The sequence below is a fragment of the Marinomonas sp. ATLA20 genome, assembly GCF_057180105.1.
On sequence record NZ_JBXUKU010000001.1, the window covers coordinates 915,618 to 936,302 of the forward strand.

18 protein-coding genes and 1 tRNA gene are annotated in these 20,685 nt (G+C 44.0%); 6 read left to right on the forward strand and 13 right to left on the reverse strand.

Features of this window, described 5'->3' with window-relative positions:
* Window positions 1–179 precede the first annotated feature (179 nt).
* A tRNA-Arg gene (locus tag AC2A4J_RS04175) sits at window positions 180–256 on the forward strand.
* A 166-nt stretch (window positions 257–422) separates the two neighbouring features.
* On the opposite strand, the gene AC2A4J_RS04180 is transcribed toward AC2A4J_RS04175, so the two are convergent.
* From AC2A4J_RS04180 to AC2A4J_RS04205, 6 genes are all read right to left on the reverse strand, one after another.
* The gene (locus tag AC2A4J_RS04180; RefSeq protein WP_484175044.1) at window positions 423–2,522 is read right to left on the reverse strand and encodes a TonB-dependent siderophore receptor; all 2,100 of its coding nucleotides are present in this window, start codon (window positions 2,520–2,522) and stop codon (window positions 423–425) included.
* Between the two features lie 94 nt (window positions 2,523–2,616).
* A complete protein-coding gene (locus tag AC2A4J_RS04185; protein WP_484175045.1) occupies window positions 2,617–3,426 on the reverse strand; it encodes an ABC transporter ATP-binding protein in 810 nt (269 codons plus the stop codon).
* A complete protein-coding gene (locus AC2A4J_RS04190) occupies window positions 3,423–4,463 on the reverse strand; it encodes a FecCD family ABC transporter permease (protein ID WP_484175046.1) in 1,041 nt (346 codons plus the stop codon). Before AC2A4J_RS04190 ends, AC2A4J_RS04185 begins: the two co-directional genes overlap by 4 nt.
* Window positions 4,460–5,482, reverse strand: coding sequence for a FecCD family ABC transporter permease (locus tag AC2A4J_RS04195; protein WP_484175047.1), 1,023 nt, complete (start codon window positions 5,480–5,482; stop codon window positions 4,460–4,462). The genes AC2A4J_RS04190 and AC2A4J_RS04195 overlap by 4 nt, the downstream gene beginning before the upstream one ends.
* The gene (locus AC2A4J_RS04200; RefSeq protein ID WP_484175048.1) at window positions 5,479–6,456 is read right to left on the reverse strand and encodes an iron-siderophore ABC transporter substrate-binding protein; all 978 of its coding nucleotides are present in this window, start codon (window positions 6,454–6,456) and stop codon (window positions 5,479–5,481) included. Before AC2A4J_RS04200 ends, AC2A4J_RS04195 begins: the two co-directional genes overlap by 4 nt.
* Before the next feature lie 133 nt (window positions 6,457–6,589).
* The gene (locus AC2A4J_RS04205; RefSeq protein ID WP_484175049.1) at window positions 6,590–7,339 is read right to left on the reverse strand and encodes a DUF6597 domain-containing transcriptional factor; all 750 of its coding nucleotides are present in this window, start codon (window positions 7,337–7,339) and stop codon (window positions 6,590–6,592) included.
* A gap of 171 nt (window positions 7,340–7,510) precedes the next feature.
* On the opposite strand from AC2A4J_RS04205, the gene AC2A4J_RS04210 reads away from it, so the two are divergent.
* Window positions 7,511–8,683, forward strand: coding sequence for a hypothetical protein (locus tag AC2A4J_RS04210; protein ID WP_484175050.1), 1,173 nt, complete (start codon window positions 7,511–7,513; stop codon window positions 8,681–8,683).
* A gap of 19 nt (window positions 8,684–8,702) precedes the next feature.
* Here AC2A4J_RS04210 and nhaR read toward each other — a convergent pair whose 3' ends face one another.
* Window positions 8,703–9,599: a transcriptional activator NhaR gene (gene nhaR / locus AC2A4J_RS04215; RefSeq protein ID WP_484175051.1), complete on the reverse strand. Its 897-nt coding sequence runs from the start codon at window positions 9,597–9,599 to the stop codon at window positions 8,703–8,705.
* A 125-nt stretch (window positions 9,600–9,724) separates the two neighbouring features.
* Here nhaR and AC2A4J_RS04220 point away from each other — a divergent pair, with 125 nt between their 5' ends.
* Complete coding sequence (locus AC2A4J_RS04220; protein ID WP_255827957.1) at window positions 9,725–10,138, forward strand: HPF/RaiA family ribosome-associated protein; 414 nt, start codon at window positions 9,725–9,727, stop codon at window positions 10,136–10,138.
* 78 nt (window positions 10,139–10,216) lie between these two features.
* Here the strand turns inward: AC2A4J_RS04220 and AC2A4J_RS04225 are convergent, their stop codons facing one another.
* Genes AC2A4J_RS04225 through AC2A4J_RS04250 form a run of 6 tightly spaced genes read right to left on the reverse strand, consistent with a single transcriptional unit; the run spans window position 10,217 to window position 16,534 of the window.
* Complete coding sequence (locus tag AC2A4J_RS04225; protein ID WP_484175052.1) at window positions 10,217–11,080, reverse strand: ribokinase; 864 nt, start codon at window positions 11,078–11,080, stop codon at window positions 10,217–10,219.
* Window position 11,081: 1 nt separating this feature from the next.
* Entirely contained in the window at window positions 11,082–11,939 is an 858-nt protein-coding gene (locus tag AC2A4J_RS04230) for a MurR/RpiR family transcriptional regulator (protein WP_484175053.1), read from the reverse strand.
* Window positions 11,939–12,910, reverse strand: a complete 972-nt coding sequence (locus tag AC2A4J_RS04235) for an ABC transporter permease (protein WP_484175054.1) — start codon at window positions 12,908–12,910, stop codon at window positions 11,939–11,941. The genes AC2A4J_RS04230 and AC2A4J_RS04235 overlap by 1 nt, the downstream gene beginning before the upstream one ends.
* Before the next feature lie 20 nt (window positions 12,911–12,930).
* Window positions 12,931–14,433, reverse strand: a complete 1,503-nt coding sequence (locus tag AC2A4J_RS04240) for a sugar ABC transporter ATP-binding protein (RefSeq protein ID WP_484175055.1) — start codon at window positions 14,431–14,433, stop codon at window positions 12,931–12,933.
* Between the two features lie 17 nt (window positions 14,434–14,450).
* Entirely contained in the window at window positions 14,451–15,500 is a 1,050-nt protein-coding gene (locus tag AC2A4J_RS04245) for a sugar ABC transporter substrate-binding protein (protein WP_484175056.1), read from the reverse strand.
* Window positions 15,501–15,553: 53 nt separating this feature from the next.
* Window positions 15,554–16,534 carry a sugar phosphate isomerase/epimerase family protein gene (locus AC2A4J_RS04250; RefSeq protein ID WP_484175057.1) on the reverse strand — a complete coding sequence of 327 codons (981 nt, stop codon included), beginning with the start codon at window positions 16,532–16,534 and terminating at the stop codon, window positions 15,554–15,556.
* A gap of 306 nt (window positions 16,535–16,840) precedes the next feature.
* On the opposite strand from AC2A4J_RS04250, the gene AC2A4J_RS04255 reads away from it, so the two are divergent.
* From AC2A4J_RS04255 to AC2A4J_RS04265, 3 genes are read left to right on the forward strand one after another with little or no spacing between them, the layout of a single operon-like run.
* On the forward strand, window positions 16,841–18,388 hold the full coding sequence (locus tag AC2A4J_RS04255) for a type I restriction-modification system subunit M (protein WP_484175058.1): 1,548 nt from the start codon (window positions 16,841–16,843) through the stop codon (window positions 18,386–18,388).
* On the forward strand, window positions 18,378–19,622 hold the full coding sequence (locus tag AC2A4J_RS04260) for a restriction endonuclease subunit S (protein WP_484175059.1): 1,245 nt from the start codon (window positions 18,378–18,380) through the stop codon (window positions 19,620–19,622). The genes AC2A4J_RS04255 and AC2A4J_RS04260 overlap by 11 nt, the downstream gene beginning before the upstream one ends.
* Window positions 19,623–19,643: 21 nt before the next feature.
* The gene (locus AC2A4J_RS04265) at window positions 19,644–20,597 is read left to right on the forward strand and encodes a DUF6933 domain-containing protein (protein ID WP_484175060.1); all 954 of its coding nucleotides are present in this window, start codon (window positions 19,644–19,646) and stop codon (window positions 20,595–20,597) included.
* Window positions 20,598–20,685 lie beyond the last annotated feature (88 nt).

The following is a 20,685-nucleotide window of genomic DNA, read 5'->3' on the forward strand; positions in this document are numbered from 1 at the left end:
AGAATTATCCTCGACTTCAACCACTAGGTAAATGAGAGAAAAGCAGATAAAAACATGAATCTGCGGCTTTCCGTCATTAAGCACTGGAAACCTGAAGAATTTCCTTTAGAATACGCACTCCAATTTGTTCTGGCCGCTTTGTTTCATACAAAGCTATTTAGCGCCACGTAACAAGTCATGCGCCCGTAGCTCAGCTGGATAGAGCGTCGCCCTCCGGAGGCGAAGGTCGGAGGTTCAAATCCTCTCGGGCGTACCATTTTTGATTCCCCCACATGTAAAAAAGTAATCAATTCTGATGATTTCAGCGCTTTATTATTCTTGAATTTATTGTTCTTGAAAAAGTCGTGGCCAAAAAAAGCCAGTATGAATATCCATACTGGCTCAAAAAAGGGATGGTTTTCGATTTATTGCATCAGTGCTGTTTACCAGCTGTGGTTTAAAGTAAGAGTGATATCTCGGCCAGGGTTATAGAAATCTGCTGAACCAGAACCTGCAACGTATTCTTTACCAAGCAAGTTGCTGATATTCATAGAAAGTTGGGTATCTTGTGTAACCTCATAGCCAAAAGAAGCATCGACTATGACAGCCGATTCACTTTTTGAATCGTTGGTATTAGTGAAGTAGTAGGAGCCGATGTAACGAGCCCCTAGACCGATAGACATGTCTTGGCGTGGAAGTGTGTAATGTCCCCATACAGAAGCGGAATGCTTGGGTGTATATGAGATCGTTTTACCTTCGTAGGTATCATCTTTGGTAATTTTTGGTTCCATGTATGAGTAACCACCTGAGATGCTTAAATTATCGGTTAACTCCGCTCGAGCTTCTAGATCCACACCTTTCACTTGGTTTTTACCAATGGTTTCACGAACGATGCCGCTACTTTGGAAAGATGAAGTTTCTACATTGCTTTTTTCAAGATCGTAAACAGCAATAGAGAACAGGGCATTCATATTACTGGGTGAGTATTTAACACCGACCTCAGTCTGGTCGCCGCGGACAATTTTGGTACTTGTCGCTGATGGTGGTGCTACTGACTCTACTTGGCTTATGTAGGCAGACACCTCATCGTTAAATTTATATGTAAATGCAGAGCGGAAGGTGTCTTCTGAAAAGTCATTTGATGACTTGGTGCTGGTTAAATAGTTCATTTGACGAACATCAATGTCGTCGTGACGCGCGCCAAGAGTCAGGATGTATTTATCGTCTAAAGCAAAATTTTGTTGAATCAACACAGCTTTTGTTTGGTAATCAGTTTTTGTGTTTCCGTAGACAGGCGTATTTGCAGGAGCGCCAGAATAAACTGGATTATTAATATCAATACTTGAAGCGCTTCCATAGTAGGTAGTGGAATCGGTTGTTGCATCCTGATACTCAACACCAAATACAGTACTGCTGTCTAGTCGGTCAAAACTGATGTCATACTGACCTAGCAGATTACCATTCAACTGCTCTAGCTTGGAAGCTTGGGCATAATAGTCACGCCCCATAGTAGTGCCTGATGTGTCGCTAGAATATTTGCTTAGATACAAGTAACCAAAGCTGTCTTCGGCATCACTGTATCGTACGTTGGAAATAATTTTGAAGCCGTTATCAAGCTTGTGGGTAACATTGGCGCTGATGTTGGTTCGCTCTACATCGTGGGAATTATAATCAGGTTCACCGTAAAATAAGCTGCTGTCGTAGTCTTTACCAGCAGGATAGCCACCACTGTTTGGTGAAGAGTCGGTTTTTAAGTAGTCAACAATTAGGTTGGCTCTGGTGTTGTCATTAGGCTCCCAAGAAAGGCCGCCCATGATGAATTGCGAATCGTCTTTTGAGTAATCGTATTCTCGGTCACTGTCTTTTATTTTACCGGTTAGTCGGTAAGCCAACGTTTTGTCTTCATCCAGTGTGTCGCCAACATCTATCCCTACTTCTTTATGGTCATTAGAGCCATAGGTGACGAAGGCATTATTAAAGCTATAGAATTTTGGTTGTTTACTCACAAAGTTAATGGATCCACCTGGGTCTGCTGGGCCGAATAAGGTGGAGTTCGCACCACGGATCACTTCAACGCGTTCGAAGGCATAAGCGTCTTCTCTAATACCTCTCATGGAACCAAGAGTGAGCCCATCGCGGTAGGTTGTGGCGCTAAAGCCACGAATCTGAAAGTAGTCATTACGATCATCAGCAGCATAGTAGCCTGTGACCATTCCTGGAGAATATTCTAAGATTTCTTCTGTGGTGCTGGCGTCACGTTGCTTGATTTCTTTTTCAGTGATGACAGAGACAGACGCCGGTGTGTCTTGAATGCTGGTGGCGACTTTACCACCGACCCATAACTCTTTTGCTACAACAGACTCAGAGTCATCATCGGCTATGGCTTGATCATTGACGATGATAGGGGAAAGTCGAAAGGTGCCTGCTTCACTTTCTGTTTCTGCATAACCAGCTATTGGTGTTAGTACGGAGTAGCAGAAAAGTGTCGCGGCAGCACAGTGGCTTTGCTTTAACTTCAAGGGAAGAGTGCTTTTCTTGTTCATTTCAGGTTCCTCTATAATTTTATGTTATGAAAACAGTATTGCTAATGATTATTGATTAAAATTTGTAATAATTAACGGTTTCAATTTGCTTTGTTTAAGTGTGTTTTATTCTCTTGTGTCGCCCAATTGGCAAAACCATTGGGCTGCCGGAAATAGGATCTGTGATGACTTGGCTCTGTAGGCCAAAAACAGCGTGAATCATGTCTTCTGTTACCACCTCGTTTGGCGTTCCATTGGCACATACTTGACCTTGTCGTATGGCGATAAGCTGGTCTGAATAACGCGCTGCCAGATTAAGGTCGTGCAATACCAATACGATGGTGGTGCCACGGGTTTGGTTTAGGTCGACCAGCAGGTCAAGTACTTCAATTTGATGAGCGACGTCCAAGAAGGTGGTTGGCTCGTCTAACAGCAATATGTCGGTTTCTTGTGCTAATGCCATGGCGATCCAGACTCGCTGGCGTTGACCACCCGATAGTTCGTCTATTTCTCTGTCCAAAAGCTCTGTGGTTTTGGTGGTTTCTAGTGCTTTGGCAATGGCTTCATCGTCTTCTTTGCGCCACCTTGATAGGAATCCATGATGTGGGTGCCTGCCACGGCTGACTAGATCGCTGACCGTAATGCCTTCCGGTGCAATGGGGGATTGAGGTAATAAGCCAAGCGTTTGCGCTAGTTGTCGTGTTGGCGTGTTGTGTATCGATCTGCCATCCAGTAAGACATGACCATTAGACGGCGATAATAAGCGTGACATAGTGCGCAATAAGGTAGATTTTCCGCAGGCATTGGCGCCAATGATAGATGTAATTTGACCGGGTTTAATGTCTATATTGATGTCGTTAAGGATGGTTTTTTCACCATAACCAGCGGCAAGATGGTCGACAACGAGTTGGTGTTTTAGTGTCATAGTGAGCCACCTTTACGGTTAACACGTATAATAAGATAAATAAGGTAGGGCGCGCCTAGAGCGCCAGTAATCACGCCAACAGGATAGCGACTTGACAGCAAGAATTGTCCGATATAATCACCGCACATCACCAAGCATGCGCCCACTAAACCAGAAGGAATCAGCAGCGAGCCATTGTTCTTCACAAGGCGAACCGCAATGGGGCCTGATAAGAAAGCCACAAACGCAATAGGCCCTGTTATCGCGACTCCCACCGCAATCAGTCCAACAGCCGAAACAATAACGCTAAGGCGAGTCATGCCGACACGAACACCCAATGCGTGAGCGGTATCGTCACCCATTCTTAATGCTTCTAAATCTCTGCTTCGACTTAGTAAAAATCCACCAAATATCAATAAAGAAATGATTAGCGGCAAGGCTTGATGGATTTGTGCGGAGTTGACACTTCCGCTTAGCCAACGCATGGCTTCTTGACGGTCCCATGCTTGAGCTTGTGATAGTAAATACACAATAAAGCTTTCGATCATCGCAGAGACGCCAATACCAACCAGAATCAGTCGAGCACCTGATGCTCCATTTCGATAGGACAAACCGTAGACCGCTAAGGCAACCAACAAGCCTACGGCGATTGAGAAGAAGGCCACACTGGCACCATCCATGTGCAGCACAATAATGGCAAACACTGCGGCAGCAGTTGCACCTGAACTTACTCCGATAATATCGGGGCTAGCCAATGGGTTTCTCAGCATGACTTGGAATGCCACGCCAGCCATACCAAAGCTCATGCCGACAAGAAGAGAAATAATGGCTCTGGGGATGCGCAACTGACCCACCACAAAAGACGCACCAGGGACGTTTTCACCAAGCAAAACCTTTATAACGTCTTGTGGTGGAGTGAAGGATTGCCCCAAGGTTAAGGTGATTGAAAGCGCAGCCACAGCCAATAAGCAAAGTAAGCTAGCCACGCATTTCCAGCGCTTGGATCGGTTTTTTCGTCCATTGGTAACGCGTGCGAGCGTTGAGTTTGTGTTAATCATAACTCTTTCACTCGTTGTCGACGGACAATCCAGATGAAGAAAGGTGCGCCAACGAAGGCGGTCACAACGCCAACCGAGAGTTCGCTTGGTCTTGCTATAATGCGTCCTAACACATCCGCACTTAATAATAAGCATGCGCCGACAAGCGCTGAAAAAATGAGCAACCAGCGGTTGTCCACTCCGACAAGTAGTCGACATAAATGCGGAACCACGAGACCAACAAAGCCGATAGGGCCACAAATGGCGGTTGTGGCCCCACAGAGTAAAACTGCAGACAGCCAAGCGATGGCACGAATCCAAGCGACATTTTCACCTAGTCCAGCGGCGATATCGTCCCCAAGCGCCAGCGTATTGAGCTTTCTAGCCACAAAAACACTGAGTAAAAAACCAACGATTAAGAAGGGCAGTACGAGCTGTATGCTATCAAAGGTGGCGCCACCGACGCCGCCTATTTGCCAAGAGTTGGCACTGCCGGCAATGTCATTTCTTGGCAAGACGACAGCCACAATAAAAGAAGACAGTGCCGCAGACGTGGCGGCACCCGCTAAAGCGAATTTGAGCGGAGTGGATTTGCCGTAACCTAACGAACTAATGAAATAGACAAAGATGGCCGTTATGCCAGCCCCCAATATGGCGAGCCACACATAGGTTTGCAGTTGGTTAATACCAAACCACGCTAGCCCAATAACTACAAAGAAAGCGGCACCGACATTAACGCCAAGGATCCCTGGATCCGCTAATGGGTTGCGGGTCACACTTTGCATAATGGCACCCGATAATCCCAAGGCGCAGCCAGCAATGATGGCAAGCACTGTGCGTGGTAGGCGCATGGTGACAGAGGCTTCCCCCATGGTGTTCATCTGTCCTTGTAAGGCGCCTATTATTTCCTGCCAAGTAACCTCCCTCGTGCCAATGGCAATAGAGGAAAAGCACAACAGCAGTAAAGCGACTAGGACGACGAATAAGGCAATGGGCTTCTGTTGTAAAAGACCTTTATGTTTGGCGTTGCTTTGGCTCATTTGGCTTTACGTGCCGCTTCTGCAAGAGCTTGAAGGTAATCATCTAACACCCAAGTAATAGACAGTGGCGTCGGATTAGCTGCAGTCGCCATTTTGCTATTGCCCAGCATGACAATAGAGCCATTTTTAACCGCACGCATTTTTGACATAAGTGGGTTTGATTCTAAAGGCGCCAGCAACTCTTCATTGCCATAGGTAACGAAAATGTCTACGTCGTTAAACATGTCTATTTGCTCAATGCTGCTTTCGCCAGAGAAGAGCCCATCTTTACTGATGTCTTTGATGCTTTGCGGAGAGTGCATGCCGAGGTCATCAAAAAACTTCACACGGGTATCATTGGCGCTGTAAAAGCGAATAACACTTAAATCGGTTGGATCCAGATGGGTGATAAACATGGCGGATTTGCCTTTTAACTCTGGGTATTGATCAACACGCTTGGCGATATCTTTTTCAATGCTGTTAATGAGGTCTTCGCCTTCTTCCGCCATTCCCAGCCCAGTACTATTGATGCGAATCATGCTGCGCCAGTTGGTAGACCAAGGTTTGTCTGGGAAAGCGACGACAGGCGCTATCATGCTTAGTGTGTCGTAATCGGATTGGCTTAAGCCGGAGTAAGCCGCCAGAATAACATCGGGTTGTGTGGCGGCGACCGCTTCGAAATCGATTCCATCGCCTTCATCGAATAACACTGGCGTCTTGGCATTAAGTTTTTTGAGCCGTGCAGCCACCCAAGGCAACAAACCGTCGTTATCGTCGTCTCCAAAGGTTGCAGCAGCAAAACCAACGGGAACGATTCCTAGGGCGAGCGGCACTTCATGGTTTGCCCAAGCCACCGTCGCCACGCGTTTTGGTTTATGAGTAATCGTTGTCGAGCCAAAAGCGTGTTGAATCGTAATAGGGAAGCGTGAGTTGTCTGTAGCCCATGCATTGCTCAAAAATGCAGAAACAATGGTAATAACGATAATCATCTTCATATTATATTTGTGCCATGCCAATCAAATAGAGTGCGAAATAAAGGAGCGAGGTCGTTAGGAATTACAAAGCAATGAGTGGGTTTTTATGGGAATGAATCTCATAATCAATTGTAAAACGAGTCGGATGATAGAGTTAATCTTCAGAATATAATTGTATAAATCGGTCGTTTTCGTCTTGAGCCAGTTGCTTAGGTGTCAGGCTAGAGTATTTTTTGATCAATTTGATATAGTGAGATTGGTCGTTAAAACCTTCTTTGGGAAAGAGTTCGCCCACCTTGAGTGAGTCGAAGCTGTGGCGAAACCGCAAAATGTCACAGTAGCTTTTTAGCGGTAAGCCAAGCCACTTATTAAAATAGCGATTGATTTGGCGACTGCTCCAATTTGCTGCTTGAGATATTTCAGTCACTGTTATTGAACCGTGGGTCTTATAAATCAGTTCTGACATGACTTTTTTTCGAGAGTCTATTGGCGCTGTCAGCTGTGAAGCAAAATATAAACTGAGCTTATTAGCAAAAGTATCCAGGCTTTTTAGGTCGTTTAGTTCTATGCCCGCGAAGCCAATGTCGAGTGTAATGCGATCATTCAGAATGTCGGCGACAGACGTGCTTAATAAATACTCTGCGGCCAGTATTTTTAAGCGAACACCCAGTAATACAGAGTGTTTGGGCATGGCGCCTACTTTGGCGTCTGTTTCTAGTCCAACCAAGGAAATATGCAGCGGATATTCGGCATTGTGGAAAAAATACAAATCAATGCCGCCATCAGGGAAGGTGGAAAGTTCTTCATCTTCATCGCTTGGATTTTCGATCATCCAAAAGCTTTCAACGAATGGGGATAATTCGTCACTTGGGTCTAATGACGTTAGTTGAATGGTCTCTTTCATTACCTAATCGCAAAAGTGGGAGGTGAGTGTTGCGCGTTCGTTCCTTCGATGGCTACTTCAAATGTAAGTAGATAGTATAACGATTAAAAAGCGATGTTCTAGTTTCAATTGAGAAAGATTCGTATTCACCCTTGGTTGCTACCAATGGGAGCTGCGATAAAGAGGTGATACATGATCAAGCAACAAAGCAAACTAAACGCTTATTATCTTGCTATTGCCGTGGCAATTGTTTTTTCTTGGTGGGGCTTTCTAGATGATAAGGCGTCCGATTATGTTTCTTCTTCTTTGGTGCAGGCGTTAAGTGCCTTTGGCTTAGCCAAATTATTTAATGCCACTGTGTCTGTGCTGCAAAGTATTCAAATCAGTGTGTTTGTCAGCTCCGTCACTATTGGCGAGTTATTAGATCCATTCAACGACATGGTCGAAGATTTTTCTGGTGTAATGAAAGTGGCAATCTCGTCGCTTATTTTCCAAAGCATTCTGTTAAAAATTATTGCTACTGTGTATTTCAAAGCCTTTGTTACTTTGTCGGGTTTGCTGTTTGGTTATTTGTATTGGACAAAAAGCCGTTTTACCGAAGTGGCTTATAAAGTCTTTGTGACAGCCGTTGGTGCGAAGTTCTTATTGGTGCTGGTGGTATTGTTATCTGCTTTGGTCGATGCGTCTTTTTTGAATGAAGAAAAGACGCAAACCATGGATAAAATCCAAATACATTCTGACGAGATGAACGAGGTTACGACAGGGCTAGGTGTCGCAGCGGATCTTAAACAGTCCCTTGATAAAGACAAACAAATATTACAAATTAAGCTGGATGAAGAGCAGCAAACCCTATCGAAACGGGATGAGCGTTTGGTGGATTTGACCGCTCAAAATGAATCTCTCAATCGTCAAATAGCCGCGCGTAAAGAAACCTTGTCTACTTTAGATATTCTGTTTAATAACGATAACGTGCTAGCTGGGCTGCGAACGCAACAGAGCCTTTTAATGGGCGAACGTCAACGTACAGAGCAAGACATCAAAATGTCGAAAAGTAAGATTGAGGCTTTGCAGCAATCCATAGACGACCTTGGCAATCTTACTTTAGAAGACCAAGGTTTTTTCGCCTCTATTAAACAAAGTACGTTCGGGCTGAGTCATTTTAAAGACAAGATCAGTGAGTATGTGGAAACCCTCAATGGTTTGGTAAACGACTTCCTTACTTTATTGGCGTTGTTTGCCTTCAATACTGTATTGATCCCAGTGTTGTTTCTCTATTTAGGCGCTAAAGGCTTCAAATTAGTCTGGCAAATCAAACCGTCTGATCTGATGGCGCGAGCTAAAAAAGGCGTGAAAGAGAGTCTTTAAGTACTGCTACTTTTATTTACTATTGATGCTTTAGCCAGCCTTTTGCAGCATCGGTAATGGCAACTATAGCGGGGTTGGATAGGCGTTGCTCGGTAGCAATGGCGAAGAACTGCTCGCGTATTTCTTCTGTGCTGCCGATGATCTCGACTTTAAACTGCTTCGCCACTTCGTTGGCAATGGCGGAAGGGACAATGAACACGCCCGCGCCTGCTTGACCGAAGGTTTTCATTAAGGCTCGGTCGTCAAATTCACCCATGATTTTTGGATGAAGATGGTGCTTTTCAAGCCATTGTAAAAGTTGGATTTGTATTAAGGATTGGTCGCTGGGAATTAAAAATGGCGCGCTCCTCAAGCATGCTGGGAAGTCTCCTTCAACCTGCTCTATTAAATTGGGGGCAGCCATAAACGATGTGCCACATTCCCCCAAAAAATGATTGAAGCCGCGTACCGCCAGGTGAGGTGGGATTGGGCCATCAGCAATGATCATGTCTAATTTATGTAGGGCTAACTCGCCCAGCAAATCTTCTAAACTGTTTTCTTTGCAGACAAGTCTTACCGGATCTTCTAACGACATGGCGGGAGCCAGCAAACGATACGCAATAGATTTTGGAATCGAATCCGCAATGCCAATACGTAGTAATTGTGTTCGATCACCTGACGCGATGCGTACCGATTGTTCCAGCTCGCTACCCAAGGAAAAAATTTCATCGGCGTAGCTCAATACCATGTGGCCGGTATTCGTTAATTCTAGGTTGCGTCCGACTTTGCTAAATAGATCTTTACCCAGTTGCTCTTCTAGCAAACTAATCTGCCCGCTGATGGTTTGCGGTGTTATGTGCAAATGTTCGCTGGCTTTTGTAATGCTGCCTTGCTTTGCCACCATCCAAAAATAATGCAAATGTTTGAAATTGATCATATTTCACCAATACTTCGAGAAAAACTGATTATTTACATAAATAATTCGATTATATCTTAAGAGTATTTGTTAGTAACTTGAAGTTTCCAACATAACTTACTCATTCATGAGTGAAGGAGAACAAGATGAGAATCAAAGTACAAGCGCGTCGTCTAGCTCTTACCAAAAGCCTAAAAGCGTATGTGAAACGTCGTCTTAATTTTGCCTTGAATTCCCGTTATGACAATATTCAACGAGTGACCGTCACGCTTACCGACGTGAATGGTCCAAAAGGCGGTGAAGACAAACACTGCCAAGTTTTGGTCAAACTCAATGGCCAAAAAGAAGTGGTGATTAGTGAACAGCAAGCCGATCTTTATTCGGCAATAGACAGCGCCGCTGGCCGAACAAGCCGAACTGTGACACGACGTATTGAGCGACTACAGCACAAAGCCACGCGCCTCAAAGCCGCTTTTCATAAGATGAGACCGCAGAAGAAAATGCCACGCGACATCTATGAAGAATACGAAAACGAATACGGTTATTACCAACATGCTTGAGTAGTTACCTCGATTCCCTGAACCGATAATGTAACAACCGCTTTAGGCGAACCAATTAACCGGTTCGCCTTTTTTTGGTTATTTATGTGGTGTCGAGACATGAACGGCAGCGGCTTTGTTTGCCTTGCCAATAGCGTCCTTAAGTGCCGTATTACCCGCCAAGGAAGCACATAGAACCCCCATAAAACAATCGCCAGCACCATGAGTGCTGATGAGCTGTATTTTTTCTGCGGCTAACTCACCATGTGTGCCAGACTGTTCTGAATAAGCTACGCCATATTCACCCGCCGTAACTATGACAGTAGGGTAGATTTTATTGAGAAGCACAGCTGCTTTGGCTGCCGATGTTAGATTGTTGACGGTTACGCCAGACATATCTCGAGCCTCAATAGCGTTGACCACAAGTACATCTATGTGTTTTTTAAAGCTCTCTGAGAGCATTTTAGCTGGGGCTGCATTGAGGCAAACTTTGATGTCTCTTTTTTTAGCTTCTTGTGCTGCTATAAGGTTTATGTGCTCTGGAAGCTCATTTTGCAGCACTAATAGACAAATATTTTCCCAAATTTCTGCCTTATAGAACATTTCTATATTAATCTGAGTGTTTGCGTTCGGAATAACCACAGCGGAATAATCGTTATCTGCATCAGTAATAGCAACGCTCATGCCAGAAGGTGTACTAGGAATGACATCAATAAACTGAGTGTCTACTGAATGTTGTTTTAGTTCAGATAGTAAAAATTGACCGTTTGTATCGTCGCCGATAGCGCCAGCAAAGCGTGTATGTACGTTAGACTTTGCTGCGGAGACAGCTTGATTACCGCCTTTACCGCCAAACTTATAAGCACAGTTTGTACCAATAACCGTTTCTCCGGTTTCTGGTTGGTGTGGAGCGTTTATCATAATATCGTAGTGTAAGCTGCCAACGACTAATATTGTATTCATGTTAATACTCTCTTAAATTTTGCACGGCTTGTTGAGTTTTATTTAAGTTCTGCTCGGCTTTTTTAAGATCTTTTTGGGCAATGGCGACAAATAATGCGTCTAGAATGTTTAATTGGGCAATTCTTGACGCAGCATTTTCTCCGAGTAAATGTGACCCTTGGGAGGTTGAGTTCAAAACAATGTCGGCACATTGCGCTAATGGTGATTCATCATAGTTGGTGATTGCTATCACCTTTGCACCATTTTGAGAGGCTAGTTTTATCGGCTCAATCACGCTTTTTGTCATGCCTGAGTGGCTAATTGCAATAACCACATCATCATCGGTTAGAATCGCAGAAGACATCATCATGATATGAACATCATCATGAACCATGGCTTTTATTCCGATTTTTAATAACTTATGAGATAAATCACGAGCGACGGAAGAAGACCCTCCGACGCCATAAAGATCAATGTGCTTCGCTTTGAATATAATATCTGCGGCTCGGTTAAATTGATAAATATCGAGAACAGATAAAGTTTCTTCAATCGCCTGAATCGAAGTTTTAAATACTTTTTCAAGCAAGGCTTCTGAAGAGTCATTTGGCTCAATCTCAGCGTGTAAGTTCGCGACATCTGAGTTTTTGTAGTAAATAAGGCCGGTCCTAAATGCTCGAAATCCTGAGAAATTTAGTTTTTTAGCTACTTTTACTACCATCGCTTCAGACACGTTATTCTCAAGGGCAATGGCTTTGAGCGACGTTTTTTCTGAGATGTCGCTCTTAGACATGACCGACTCAACTACTCGTTTTTCCAGTTGTGTGAGTTGAGGCAGTCTCATGCGGATTTGTGCGCCAATTGCTCTAGGATCTTGTGTCATTATTTACCTCTGGTTGCTCGGTCAATTAACATGGCAACGATAATTATGAGGCCAGTTGCAAGTAATTGATAGAAGGCTTGTATGTTCAAAAGGGTTAAACCGTTACTCAAAGTGCCTAAAATCACAGCGCCAATTAGAGTACCAACCACACTGCCTTTTCCGCCCATTAATGACGCGCCACCAATAGCAGCTGCAGCGATGGCATTTAGTTCCCATAAATTTCCCATTGTTGGGTCTGCAGCACCTAGGCGTCCGACTAAGACTAGTGCAGCAAAGGAAGCCAGAATTCCTGAAATAACATAAACGGTAATCTTGGTTCTTTTTACCGGTACACCCGCTATTCGAGCGGCCTCTTCATTACCACCAATGGACAAAATATATTCGCCAAGAGGAGTTTTGTTCATGATAACCCAAAGTAGTAGAGTAATAAGCAAGACTAAAACAACAGGTAGTGGAATGCTAAAAATTTGACCGTTCATGAAGTCTCGAAACTCAACAGGAATACCAAAAATAGGGTTGCCGTCTGAATAGATTAACGAGGCTGCACGAAATAATGAAAGGCCACCTAATGTAACAATAAAAGGCTGTAGTCCAGCGTAGGCAATTAATGCTCCGCTAAATACACCACTTAAAGCACCTACCATTAAGGCACCAGCTACTGCAAACGGAACAGGCACGCCAGCCGTCATGAGCGTAGCGCCAATAACGGCTGAAATAGCAGCAACAGAACCTACTGAAAGATCTATGCCGCCAGAGATGATGACCAATGTCATACCGAGGGCAATCGCCGCATTAATGGATGACTGTTGCAAGATAATCAAAATATTTGGAATGGTTAAAAAGTTTGGCGTTAAAAATGAAAAAGTTGCAGCAATGATTAATAAACCGATTAATGTTCCGGCATTACGGAGATTAAATTTAAAAATCATCGAAGACTGTAGTTTAGGCAAGGCATTTTCTGTTGTTTTCATTATATTGTCCTATTATTCTTTTAATGGTAGTGAGTCGTGTTGTTAATAGCGCAGTGGGCGATCATTTCTTCGTTAATCTCTTCTCCACTTAATTCCGCGGTGACTTCGCCTTCCTTCATGACGAGAACCCGATCACAGATACGAATAATTTCTGTCATTTCAGAAGAGACGACTATAATCGCTTTGCCTGCCTGAGCGAGTTGTTCAATCAAGTTATAAATTTCAGATTTAGCCCCAATGTCTATACCGCGTGTGGGTTCATCGAATAAGAAGACTTTAGCGTCTGCAGCAATCCAGCGGCCAATGATAACCTTTTGCTGATTGCCGCCACTTAGTGTGCCAATTGGCCTTTCTACATCCAGAGGTCGTAGGTTTAGATCTGACATAATTTTGAACGCTTTTTTGTTTAGCGCCGCTTTCTGTAATACGCCTGAAGATGTGAAAGTTTTAAGTGAAGGTAGCGCCATATTAATAGTGACAGAACGGTCTTTGATGATGCCTTCTTTTTTTCGCTCTTCCGGAACAAGTCCAATACCAGCTTTGATGGCGGAATCTACATTTAGTTTTTCAATCTTTTTCCCATCAATAAATACGGCTCCATCTGATAATGGGTCGACGCCAGAGATGAGTTTTAGCAGTTCAGTTCTGCCTGCACCGACGAGACCTGCCACCCCTAGAACCTCGCCTGCATGCACACAAAAACTTGTGGGGTGGACAGCTTTTTCACGGGACAAGTTGACCACTTTTAGAATTTCTTTGTCGGTAACAAAGGATTGATGAGCTACTTTTTCAACTTTTCTGCCCACCATTTTTGTCACTATGCTTTCTTCTGTTTCGTCTTTTATATGCACGGTGTCTATATAACGACCGTCTCGGAGAATGGTTGCTCGATCGCAGACCTTGAATACCTCATCCATTTTGTGAGAAACATAAATGAAAGATACTCCGGTGTCTTTTAGAGACAAAATAAGACTCGCAAGTCGTTCAAACTCTGTCGGCGTAAGGCTGGATGTAGGCTCATCCATGGCAATAAGTCTAGCGTTATCTAACAGGGCGCGAGCAATTTCAACAATTTGTTGTTGAGCTACTTTTAGATTTTTGACAGGCTCATTTGGATCAATACTTGGATCTAAACGCTCAAGGATCTGCTTGGCTTTAGCGCATTGAGCCTTTTTATTAACAAAAAGCCCTCCTGAGCGGGTCAAGGGTTTGCCCAAAAACATGTTCTGGGTGACTGATAGTTCTGGAATAAGTTGTAGTTCTTGATGGATCATCGCTATACCAGCAGATCGAGCGGATAGAGGTGACTTCATTTCTATCGTGTTGCCATCAACTTCAATCGTGCCGGAGTTCGCTTCGCGAACTCCAGATAAGATGTTTAGAAGGGTGGACTTCCCTGCACCATTTTCTCCAACTAACGCGTGTATTTCTCCTTTTTTTATATCTAGGGTTATATTTTCAATGGCCATGAAATTGCCATAGGATTTCGTAATTTCATGCATGATTAAGCGAGAACAGTCCATAGCCCCTCCAAGTTTAGTTATTTAGTTAGAAGGTTGAGTAATTGCTGATTGTCTTTAGACTTTTTAGCGGCTAAAAATGCATCAACATTGTCTTTGGTGATTAAGGCCTGTGGAGTAGAAACCACTCGTGAAATTGCTTGTCCATCCAGAATGCGCAATAACACATTCATTGCGACTTCTCCTGTCAATACAGGAAAGCTATCCACGGTACCTGTTAATTCACCACGCTTTATAGAATTGTAAGCATCAGCAATGCCATCAGTACCAAACACAGCAACTTGCTTAGATTTCTTAGTAGCTCTAACCGCCTCAACAACCCCTAAAGCCATGCCATCGTTGTTAGCATAAATACCCACTAAATCAGGGTGTTGCTGAAGAATAGTTGAAGTTGCATTATAGGCTTTTTCTCGGCTCCAATTAGCCGGAATGGATGCTACAATTTGGAATTTTCCATTTGCTTTGATGGTTTCTTCAAAACCTTCAGTACGTTGGCGAGCGGCAAAAACACCAGCCTGTCCTTGGATGATAGCTAACTTGCCACCTTCAGGATGGTGTTCGATAAACCATTTAGCAACGCGTACACCATTATCCTTTTGAACATTACCAACATAGTATTGGGCGTTCGGCATGACTGCATCATTCACGTTTACAACTGGTATTCCTTTTCGTTTTGCTGACTCATAAGCGGGTTGTAAATTTGAATCTGTTTGTGGCGATACCAGTAGGCCATCAAATCCTTGAGTTATTAACGTCTCAGCAATGGATAGTTGACCTAGTTGGTCACCTTCGTTTGCTGCGGCTTGATAAACGGTCATAAAGCCATCCCTTTCGGCGATATTTTTATAACCATCTCCCAAGGAGCGCCAATAAGCATTGGTCAAAGTTTTGGAGATGCCAGCAATTTTCAGTTTGCTATTTGCTTTTGGGGCTGGGCCATACTTTTCTGTCAGCTCAGTCCAGTCAGTACGATCCTTTTCTGTATCAGGGTTGAGCTTTGGGAGGTCAGCCGCCCAAAGATTAGCGGTTAATGTGCTGCAAGCAAGCAATGTGATAATGGACTTTTTCATAATTCACCTTTTGTTTTTATTGTGTTTTTTTAACTATGTTCAGCGAATTTTCGCTATTTCATAAACAAAATGTCGTTAACAATTTGCTGTGATGCAACGGCATCTTGTTTTTCTATGGCGGCAGCTAATTCTGAGTTGTTATCTAATTTGTCACATAAACCTAATAAGCGCTTGACGGTGGCAATATTGGTTTCTGCTTCGCGAACTGGATCAAGCCCACTAGCATCTGGAAAAGTGTCAAAATAATACGCGCCGTCATAACCGTCTTTTCTCATTTGCCATAAAAATTCTAATGTGGCTCTAGGGTTAACTGAAGCGACCATAAGGCCATCATCTCGTTTGCCCCAACCATCATTGCAATCTAGCCCCATTAATTTGGATCGGCGAGCCACCATTGCAGCGGCATAAGCAGGGATTTCGTTTGCATATAAAACGTGGGCAAAATCGAGAGTTACACCTAAGTTGTCGCAGCCAGCTTCTTCAATCGCAAGTAGGCACGTTGTGACATTAGGGAAAATGCAGTAAGCACGAGGCTCATTCGGTTTGTATTCAATGCTGATGTCAAAGTCTGGTGCATATTCTGCGATTTCACGTAGTGCGCTGACAGCGTCTTCCCAGATTTTTTTATAATCTGCTTGGAAGCAATAGTCGAAGCCATCCTGCCCCATCCAGAGTGTCATTAGGTTAGAGCCAAACTCTCGGCCTGCATCAATGCCTCGTTTAGTCAGTTCGATGGCTTGTCTGCGGACTTCTGGATCAGGGTTAGTAAAGGCGCCGATTTTAAACTCAGGGGCATCCCAACGCATCTGCATACCATTGACCGCTAACCCTAGCTCTTCCAGCTTATTACGTATAGTGCTGATGTCTGTTGTGATGTGTTGAGGGTAGTTTAAGTCGACATGTGTTAAGCCATCAGCGGTCGCTGCGCGCTCAATCATTTGTAAAACGCTAGGCTTACCTTTCAGTCCTGGCCAGTATTTATGCGCACCAGAGGCGAAGGAATTTAATCGTGTAGCAAACCTTAATTCAGTCATGTTAGCTCCTTTGTTTTGCTTGTGAAGTACTTTACAGGTATATCTATATTTGTGATGTTGTGTATTTTTAGCATTGGAGATTCAAAAAATCAACCATTGTTATCAATTTTGTGTGTTGCTATTCGAAATAGGAGAAGTGTGGGGAATTACTCGAGAGTAGGTGTCAAATAAATTAATAAAAATTATTTTTTGAGTGATAAGCTGTGGAGCTCTTATCTGGGTGTGGCAAAATAGTCGGCAAATTATGATAGAGCGCCTTTCTATCCACCATTTATATATCAAACGTGACACCATTCAGGAATGAAAATGAGCAATATCAATCAAAACGAAGTCAACAGCGCCGTTTGGGCTGCGTGTGACACTTTCCGTGGCACTATTGATTCCTCCATCTACAAAGACTTTGTGCTGACCATGTTGTTCTTGAAATACATTTCCGATGTACGCCAAGACAAACTCGACGACCTTACCAAGCAATTCGCCGATGCACCCGAGATGGTGCAAGCCATGATGACCAGCCAATCGTTTCTGATTCCAGACGGCGCGACCTTTTGGGATCTGTACGAGCAGCGCCATCAAGCGGGCAATGGCACACGCATCGACAAAGCACTTCACGCCATCGAAGAAGCCAACGGCGCAAAGCTGAAAAACGTCTTCCAAGACATCAGCTTTAATACCGACAAACTCGGTGAAGAAAAGCAAAAGAACGAGCTGCTACGTCATTTATTAGAAGACTTCGGCAAAGAAACGCTTAACCTGCGCCCCAGCCGAGTTGGTTCTTTGGATGTGATCGGCAACGCCTACGAATATATGATCAAGCATTTTGCCGCTAGCAGTGGTAAATCCGCAGGGGAATTCTACACGCCGCCGGAAGTTTCGGATTTATTGTCCATCCTGTTAGAACCCCAAGAAGGCGACAACATTTGCGATCCAGCCTGTGGCTCGGCCTCCTTGTTGATGAAGTGTGGTAAGCAAGTCCAAAAGAACTTCAATGGCTCTAAGAATTACGCCTTGTTCGGTCAAGAATCCATCGGCTCTACCTGGTCGTTGGCGAAAATGAACATGTTCCTCCATGGGGAAGACAACCACCGCATCGAGTGGGGCGACACCATACGAACCCCACGTTTGATCGACATTCTGGACGAGAGCAATCGCACCTTAATGCGCTTCAATGTGGTAACCGCCAATCCGCCATTCAGTCTGGAAAAATGGGGCCATGACAACGCCGAGCACGACGTATTCAACCGCTTTCATCGCGGTGTGCCGCCGAAAACCAAAGGTGATTACGCCTTTATTTCCCACATGATCGAAACCCTAAACGAAGAAAACGGCCGCATGGGCGTGGTGGTGCCTCATGGCGTGTTATTTCGTGCGTCCAGTGAAGGCAAAATTCGTCAGAAATTGATCGAAGAAAACCTGCTTGATACCGTGATCGGCTTGCCTGAAAAACTCTTCTTTGGTACCGGCATTCCGGCGGCCATCTTGATTTTTAAGAAGCACAAAACCGACAATAAAGTGCTGTTTATCGATGGCTCCCGAGCGTTCAAACAAGGCAAGAATCAAAACTTTCTCACGGACGACAACATCCAGAAAATCGTCCAAGTCTACAAAGACCGTGAAACCACCGACAAATATTCCTATCTTGCGACGTTAGAAGAGATTGCCGAGAACGACTACAACCTTAACATCCCGCGTTATGTAGACACCTTCGTTGAAGAAGACGAAATCGACCTGATGGCCGTGCGCCAAGAACGACTCGCGCTGCAAACGGAACTGAGCGACCTAGAAGCACAAATGGCCGGATACCTAGAGGAGTTGGGTTTCACCGAAAAAGGGGCTGTGAACAATGCTTCCTAAAAAATGGAATATTGGAACGATTGAAACAATTGCTAAGGTGACTTCTGGCGGTACGCCAAGCCGTGAAAATGAATTGTATTGGAATGGTGATATTCCTTGGGTTACAACAGCGGAAGTTAAATTTGGTTTAATTTTAGACACCCAGCAAAAAATCACAAAAAGTGGATTAGATAATTCTTCTGCAAAACTTTTTCCAGCCAATACTATTTTAATGGCAATGTATGGACAGGGTAAAACACGTGGCCAGGTAGCGATATTGGGTATTGAAGCTTCTACCAATCAGGCTTGTGCAGCTTTGCTTCTAAAGGAAGGTTATGACATCGATTTTTATTACCAATATTTAGTTAGTCAATATGAAAGCATTCGAGAATTGGCAAATAGTGGCGGTCAACAAAATCTAAGTGCTGGTATCATTAAAGAAATCGTTGTTCCTATTCCACCTCTCCCAGAACAACGCAAGATCGCGGAAATTCTTTCAACGTGGGACAAGGCGATTGCCACCACGGAAAAACTCATCGCCGCCAGTCAGCAGCAGAAAAAAGCCTTGATGCAACAATTGCTTACAGGCAAAAAGCGCTTTGCTGGGTTTAGTGAAAAGTGGGAGGAGGTTAAGTTGATTGATACTGTAAAACCAGAGAAATATAGCTTTACTGGTGGGCCTTTTGGTTCTGATTTGAAATCCTCTGATTATGTTGATTTCGGTGTAAGAATTATTCAGTTACAAAATATAGGTGATGGTTGTTTTAATGATGGTTATAAAATATACACATCTGAAGAAAAAGCAGACTCTCTAAGAAGCTGTAATATTTATCCAAACGATATAATAATTTCTAAAATGGGAGATCCTGTTGCCCGTGCAACAATTATCCCAAATTTTCATGAAAGATATCTTATGGCATCTGATGGAATTCGGTTGTCAGTCGATGAGAATAAATTCGATAACCGATTTGTCTTAGAAATAATTAACTACAAAGAATTTCGAAACAAAGCTCTTGCAAAGAGCACGGGTTCAACTCGTCGAAGGATTGGTTTAACAGACCTAAAATCTATAATATTTTTTGCTCCTTCACTCCCAGAACAACAAAAAATCGCGGCGGTTCTCACGGCAGCCGATCAAGAAATCGACGCCTTACAATCTAAACTGGCGCATTTGCAGCAAGAGAAAAAAGCCTTGATGCAGCAGTTACTCACAGGCAAACGTCGGGTTGTATTGGAAGCCGAAACGTCCCATTAATATCATCATCGGAGGTCGCCCATGTGGGTGTTTAACTGTACCAAAGCCGCGGTGGAACTGTTCACCACCACGGTGAAAGGCGAAAAACGCACCTGTGTGGAAACGCCGCCACACAAAACCATTACCGACGCCATCGAGCAGGCAAAAGACGGCGTGGTGTTTCCTAACCGTGTAGAGCTCACCGACGCATACGACACGGAGTGGCACTGGTTGGTGCATTGTGTCTCGGTGAAGCGTCAAAAATATTTAATCGTGATGGACTACAATACCCGTTATAGCATGGTTGTGTTGGCACCGCGTAAAGGCGATGTTGCCAGCTTTATCAATGATTTCGAAGGGCACTTGTATCTGAATATTATGGGCATCACAGCGCCGCATAATATGGATGTAAAAGACGTCGCCGAATCGTTAGAAGCTTGCCATGAGCTAGGCAACGGCGCGGTGTTTTACCAACGCAACGACCGCAGCGCGCAAGCGCATATCAATGATGTGTCTTGGCATTTGCAACGTCATTGTTATGAAGACTTCATGCTCGAAGAGGAAGAAGACTTACTCGACTTCAACCTGTTTACGGGTGAAATACCCCGTAAAGTGAAAGGCCAAAAAGATTACTTTTATCCCGTTCAGGCCTTTTTACTGCAATGGCTCAACGCCTTTGCCTGTGATCCAGAAAAAACCATCACACCGAATTTACTGGAAACGAAAAACTACTTTCAAGCCTTCTCACTAGATAATCTGTTAGAAGATGACATGGATAACAACGCGGACAATAACGCTGCCGACGCAGCGCTCGCCGAATTGCTCAAATCTTTGCCCGCTGGTGTGGCTCATCTGGGGGAAGGTGAACGAATTCAGAAAAATACCAAGCCAAAAAATGCCAACCCCAGCGCAGATAAGGGCAAAGACGTGAAGCAAAAAGCGGTGAAACATAAGGACAATGTCATCGACTTCTCTGCGTATCAGAAGAAGCACTAAAGTTCTTGTTTTGTTTGCTATATAGTAAACTTTTCGTGCTGGCGTTGTATTGTTCGCTATATAGCAAACTTTTAGCGCCTTAGCCTGA

Bases quoted from the DNA above. Each gene is read 5' to 3' on its own strand.
- AC2A4J_RS04250 (WP_484175057.1), bottom strand. From the start codon at position 16,534: ATGACTGAATTAAGGTTTGCTACACGATTAAATTCCTTCGCCTCTGGT.
- AC2A4J_RS04190 (WP_484175046.1), bottom strand. From the start codon at position 4,463: ATGATTAACACAAACTCAACGCTCGCACGCGTTACCAATGGACGAAAA.
- AC2A4J_RS04260 (WP_484175059.1), top strand. From the start codon at position 18,378: ATGCTTCCTAAAAAATGGAATATTGGAACGATTGAAACAATTGCTAAG.
- AC2A4J_RS04205 (WP_484175049.1), bottom strand. From the start codon at position 7,339: ATGAAAGAGACCATTCAACTAACGTCATTAGACCCAAGTGACGAATTA.
- AC2A4J_RS04265 (WP_484175060.1), top strand. From the start codon at position 19,644: ATGTGGGTGTTTAACTGTACCAAAGCCGCGGTGGAACTGTTCACCACC.
- nhaR (WP_484175051.1), bottom strand. From the start codon at position 9,599: ATGATCAATTTCAAACATTTGCATTATTTTTGGATGGTGGCAAAGCAA.
- AC2A4J_RS04180 (WP_484175044.1), bottom strand. From the start codon at position 2,522: ATGAACAAGAAAAGCACTCTTCCCTTGAAGTTAAAGCAAAGCCACTGT.
- AC2A4J_RS04235 (WP_484175054.1), bottom strand. From the start codon at position 12,910: ATGAAAACAACAGAAAATGCCTTGCCTAAACTACAGTCTTCGATGATT.
- AC2A4J_RS04220 (WP_255827957.1), top strand. From the start codon at position 9,725: ATGAGAATCAAAGTACAAGCGCGTCGTCTAGCTCTTACCAAAAGCCTA.
- AC2A4J_RS04245 (WP_484175056.1), bottom strand. From the start codon at position 15,500: ATGAAAAAGTCCATTATCACATTGCTTGCTTGCAGCACATTAACCGCT.
- AC2A4J_RS04200 (WP_484175048.1), bottom strand. From the start codon at position 6,456: ATGAAGATGATTATCGTTATTACCATTGTTTCTGCATTTTTGAGCAAT.
- AC2A4J_RS04210 (WP_484175050.1), top strand. From the start codon at position 7,511: ATGATCAAGCAACAAAGCAAACTAAACGCTTATTATCTTGCTATTGCC.
- AC2A4J_RS04195 (WP_484175047.1), bottom strand. From the start codon at position 5,482: ATGAGCCAAAGCAACGCCAAACATAAAGGTCTTTTACAACAGAAGCCC.
- AC2A4J_RS04185 (WP_484175045.1), bottom strand. From the start codon at position 3,426: ATGACACTAAAACACCAACTCGTTGTCGACCATCTTGCCGCTGGTTAT.
- AC2A4J_RS04225 (WP_484175052.1), bottom strand. From the start codon at position 11,080: ATGAATACAATATTAGTCGTTGGCAGCTTACACTACGATATTATGATA.
- AC2A4J_RS04230 (WP_484175053.1), bottom strand. From the start codon at position 11,939: ATGACACAAGATCCTAGAGCAATTGGCGCACAAATCCGCATGAGACTG.
- AC2A4J_RS04255 (WP_484175058.1), top strand. From the start codon at position 16,841: ATGAGCAATATCAATCAAAACGAAGTCAACAGCGCCGTTTGGGCTGCG.
- AC2A4J_RS04240 (WP_484175055.1), bottom strand. From the start codon at position 14,433: ATGGACTGTTCTCGCTTAATCATGCATGAAATTACGAAATCCTATGGC.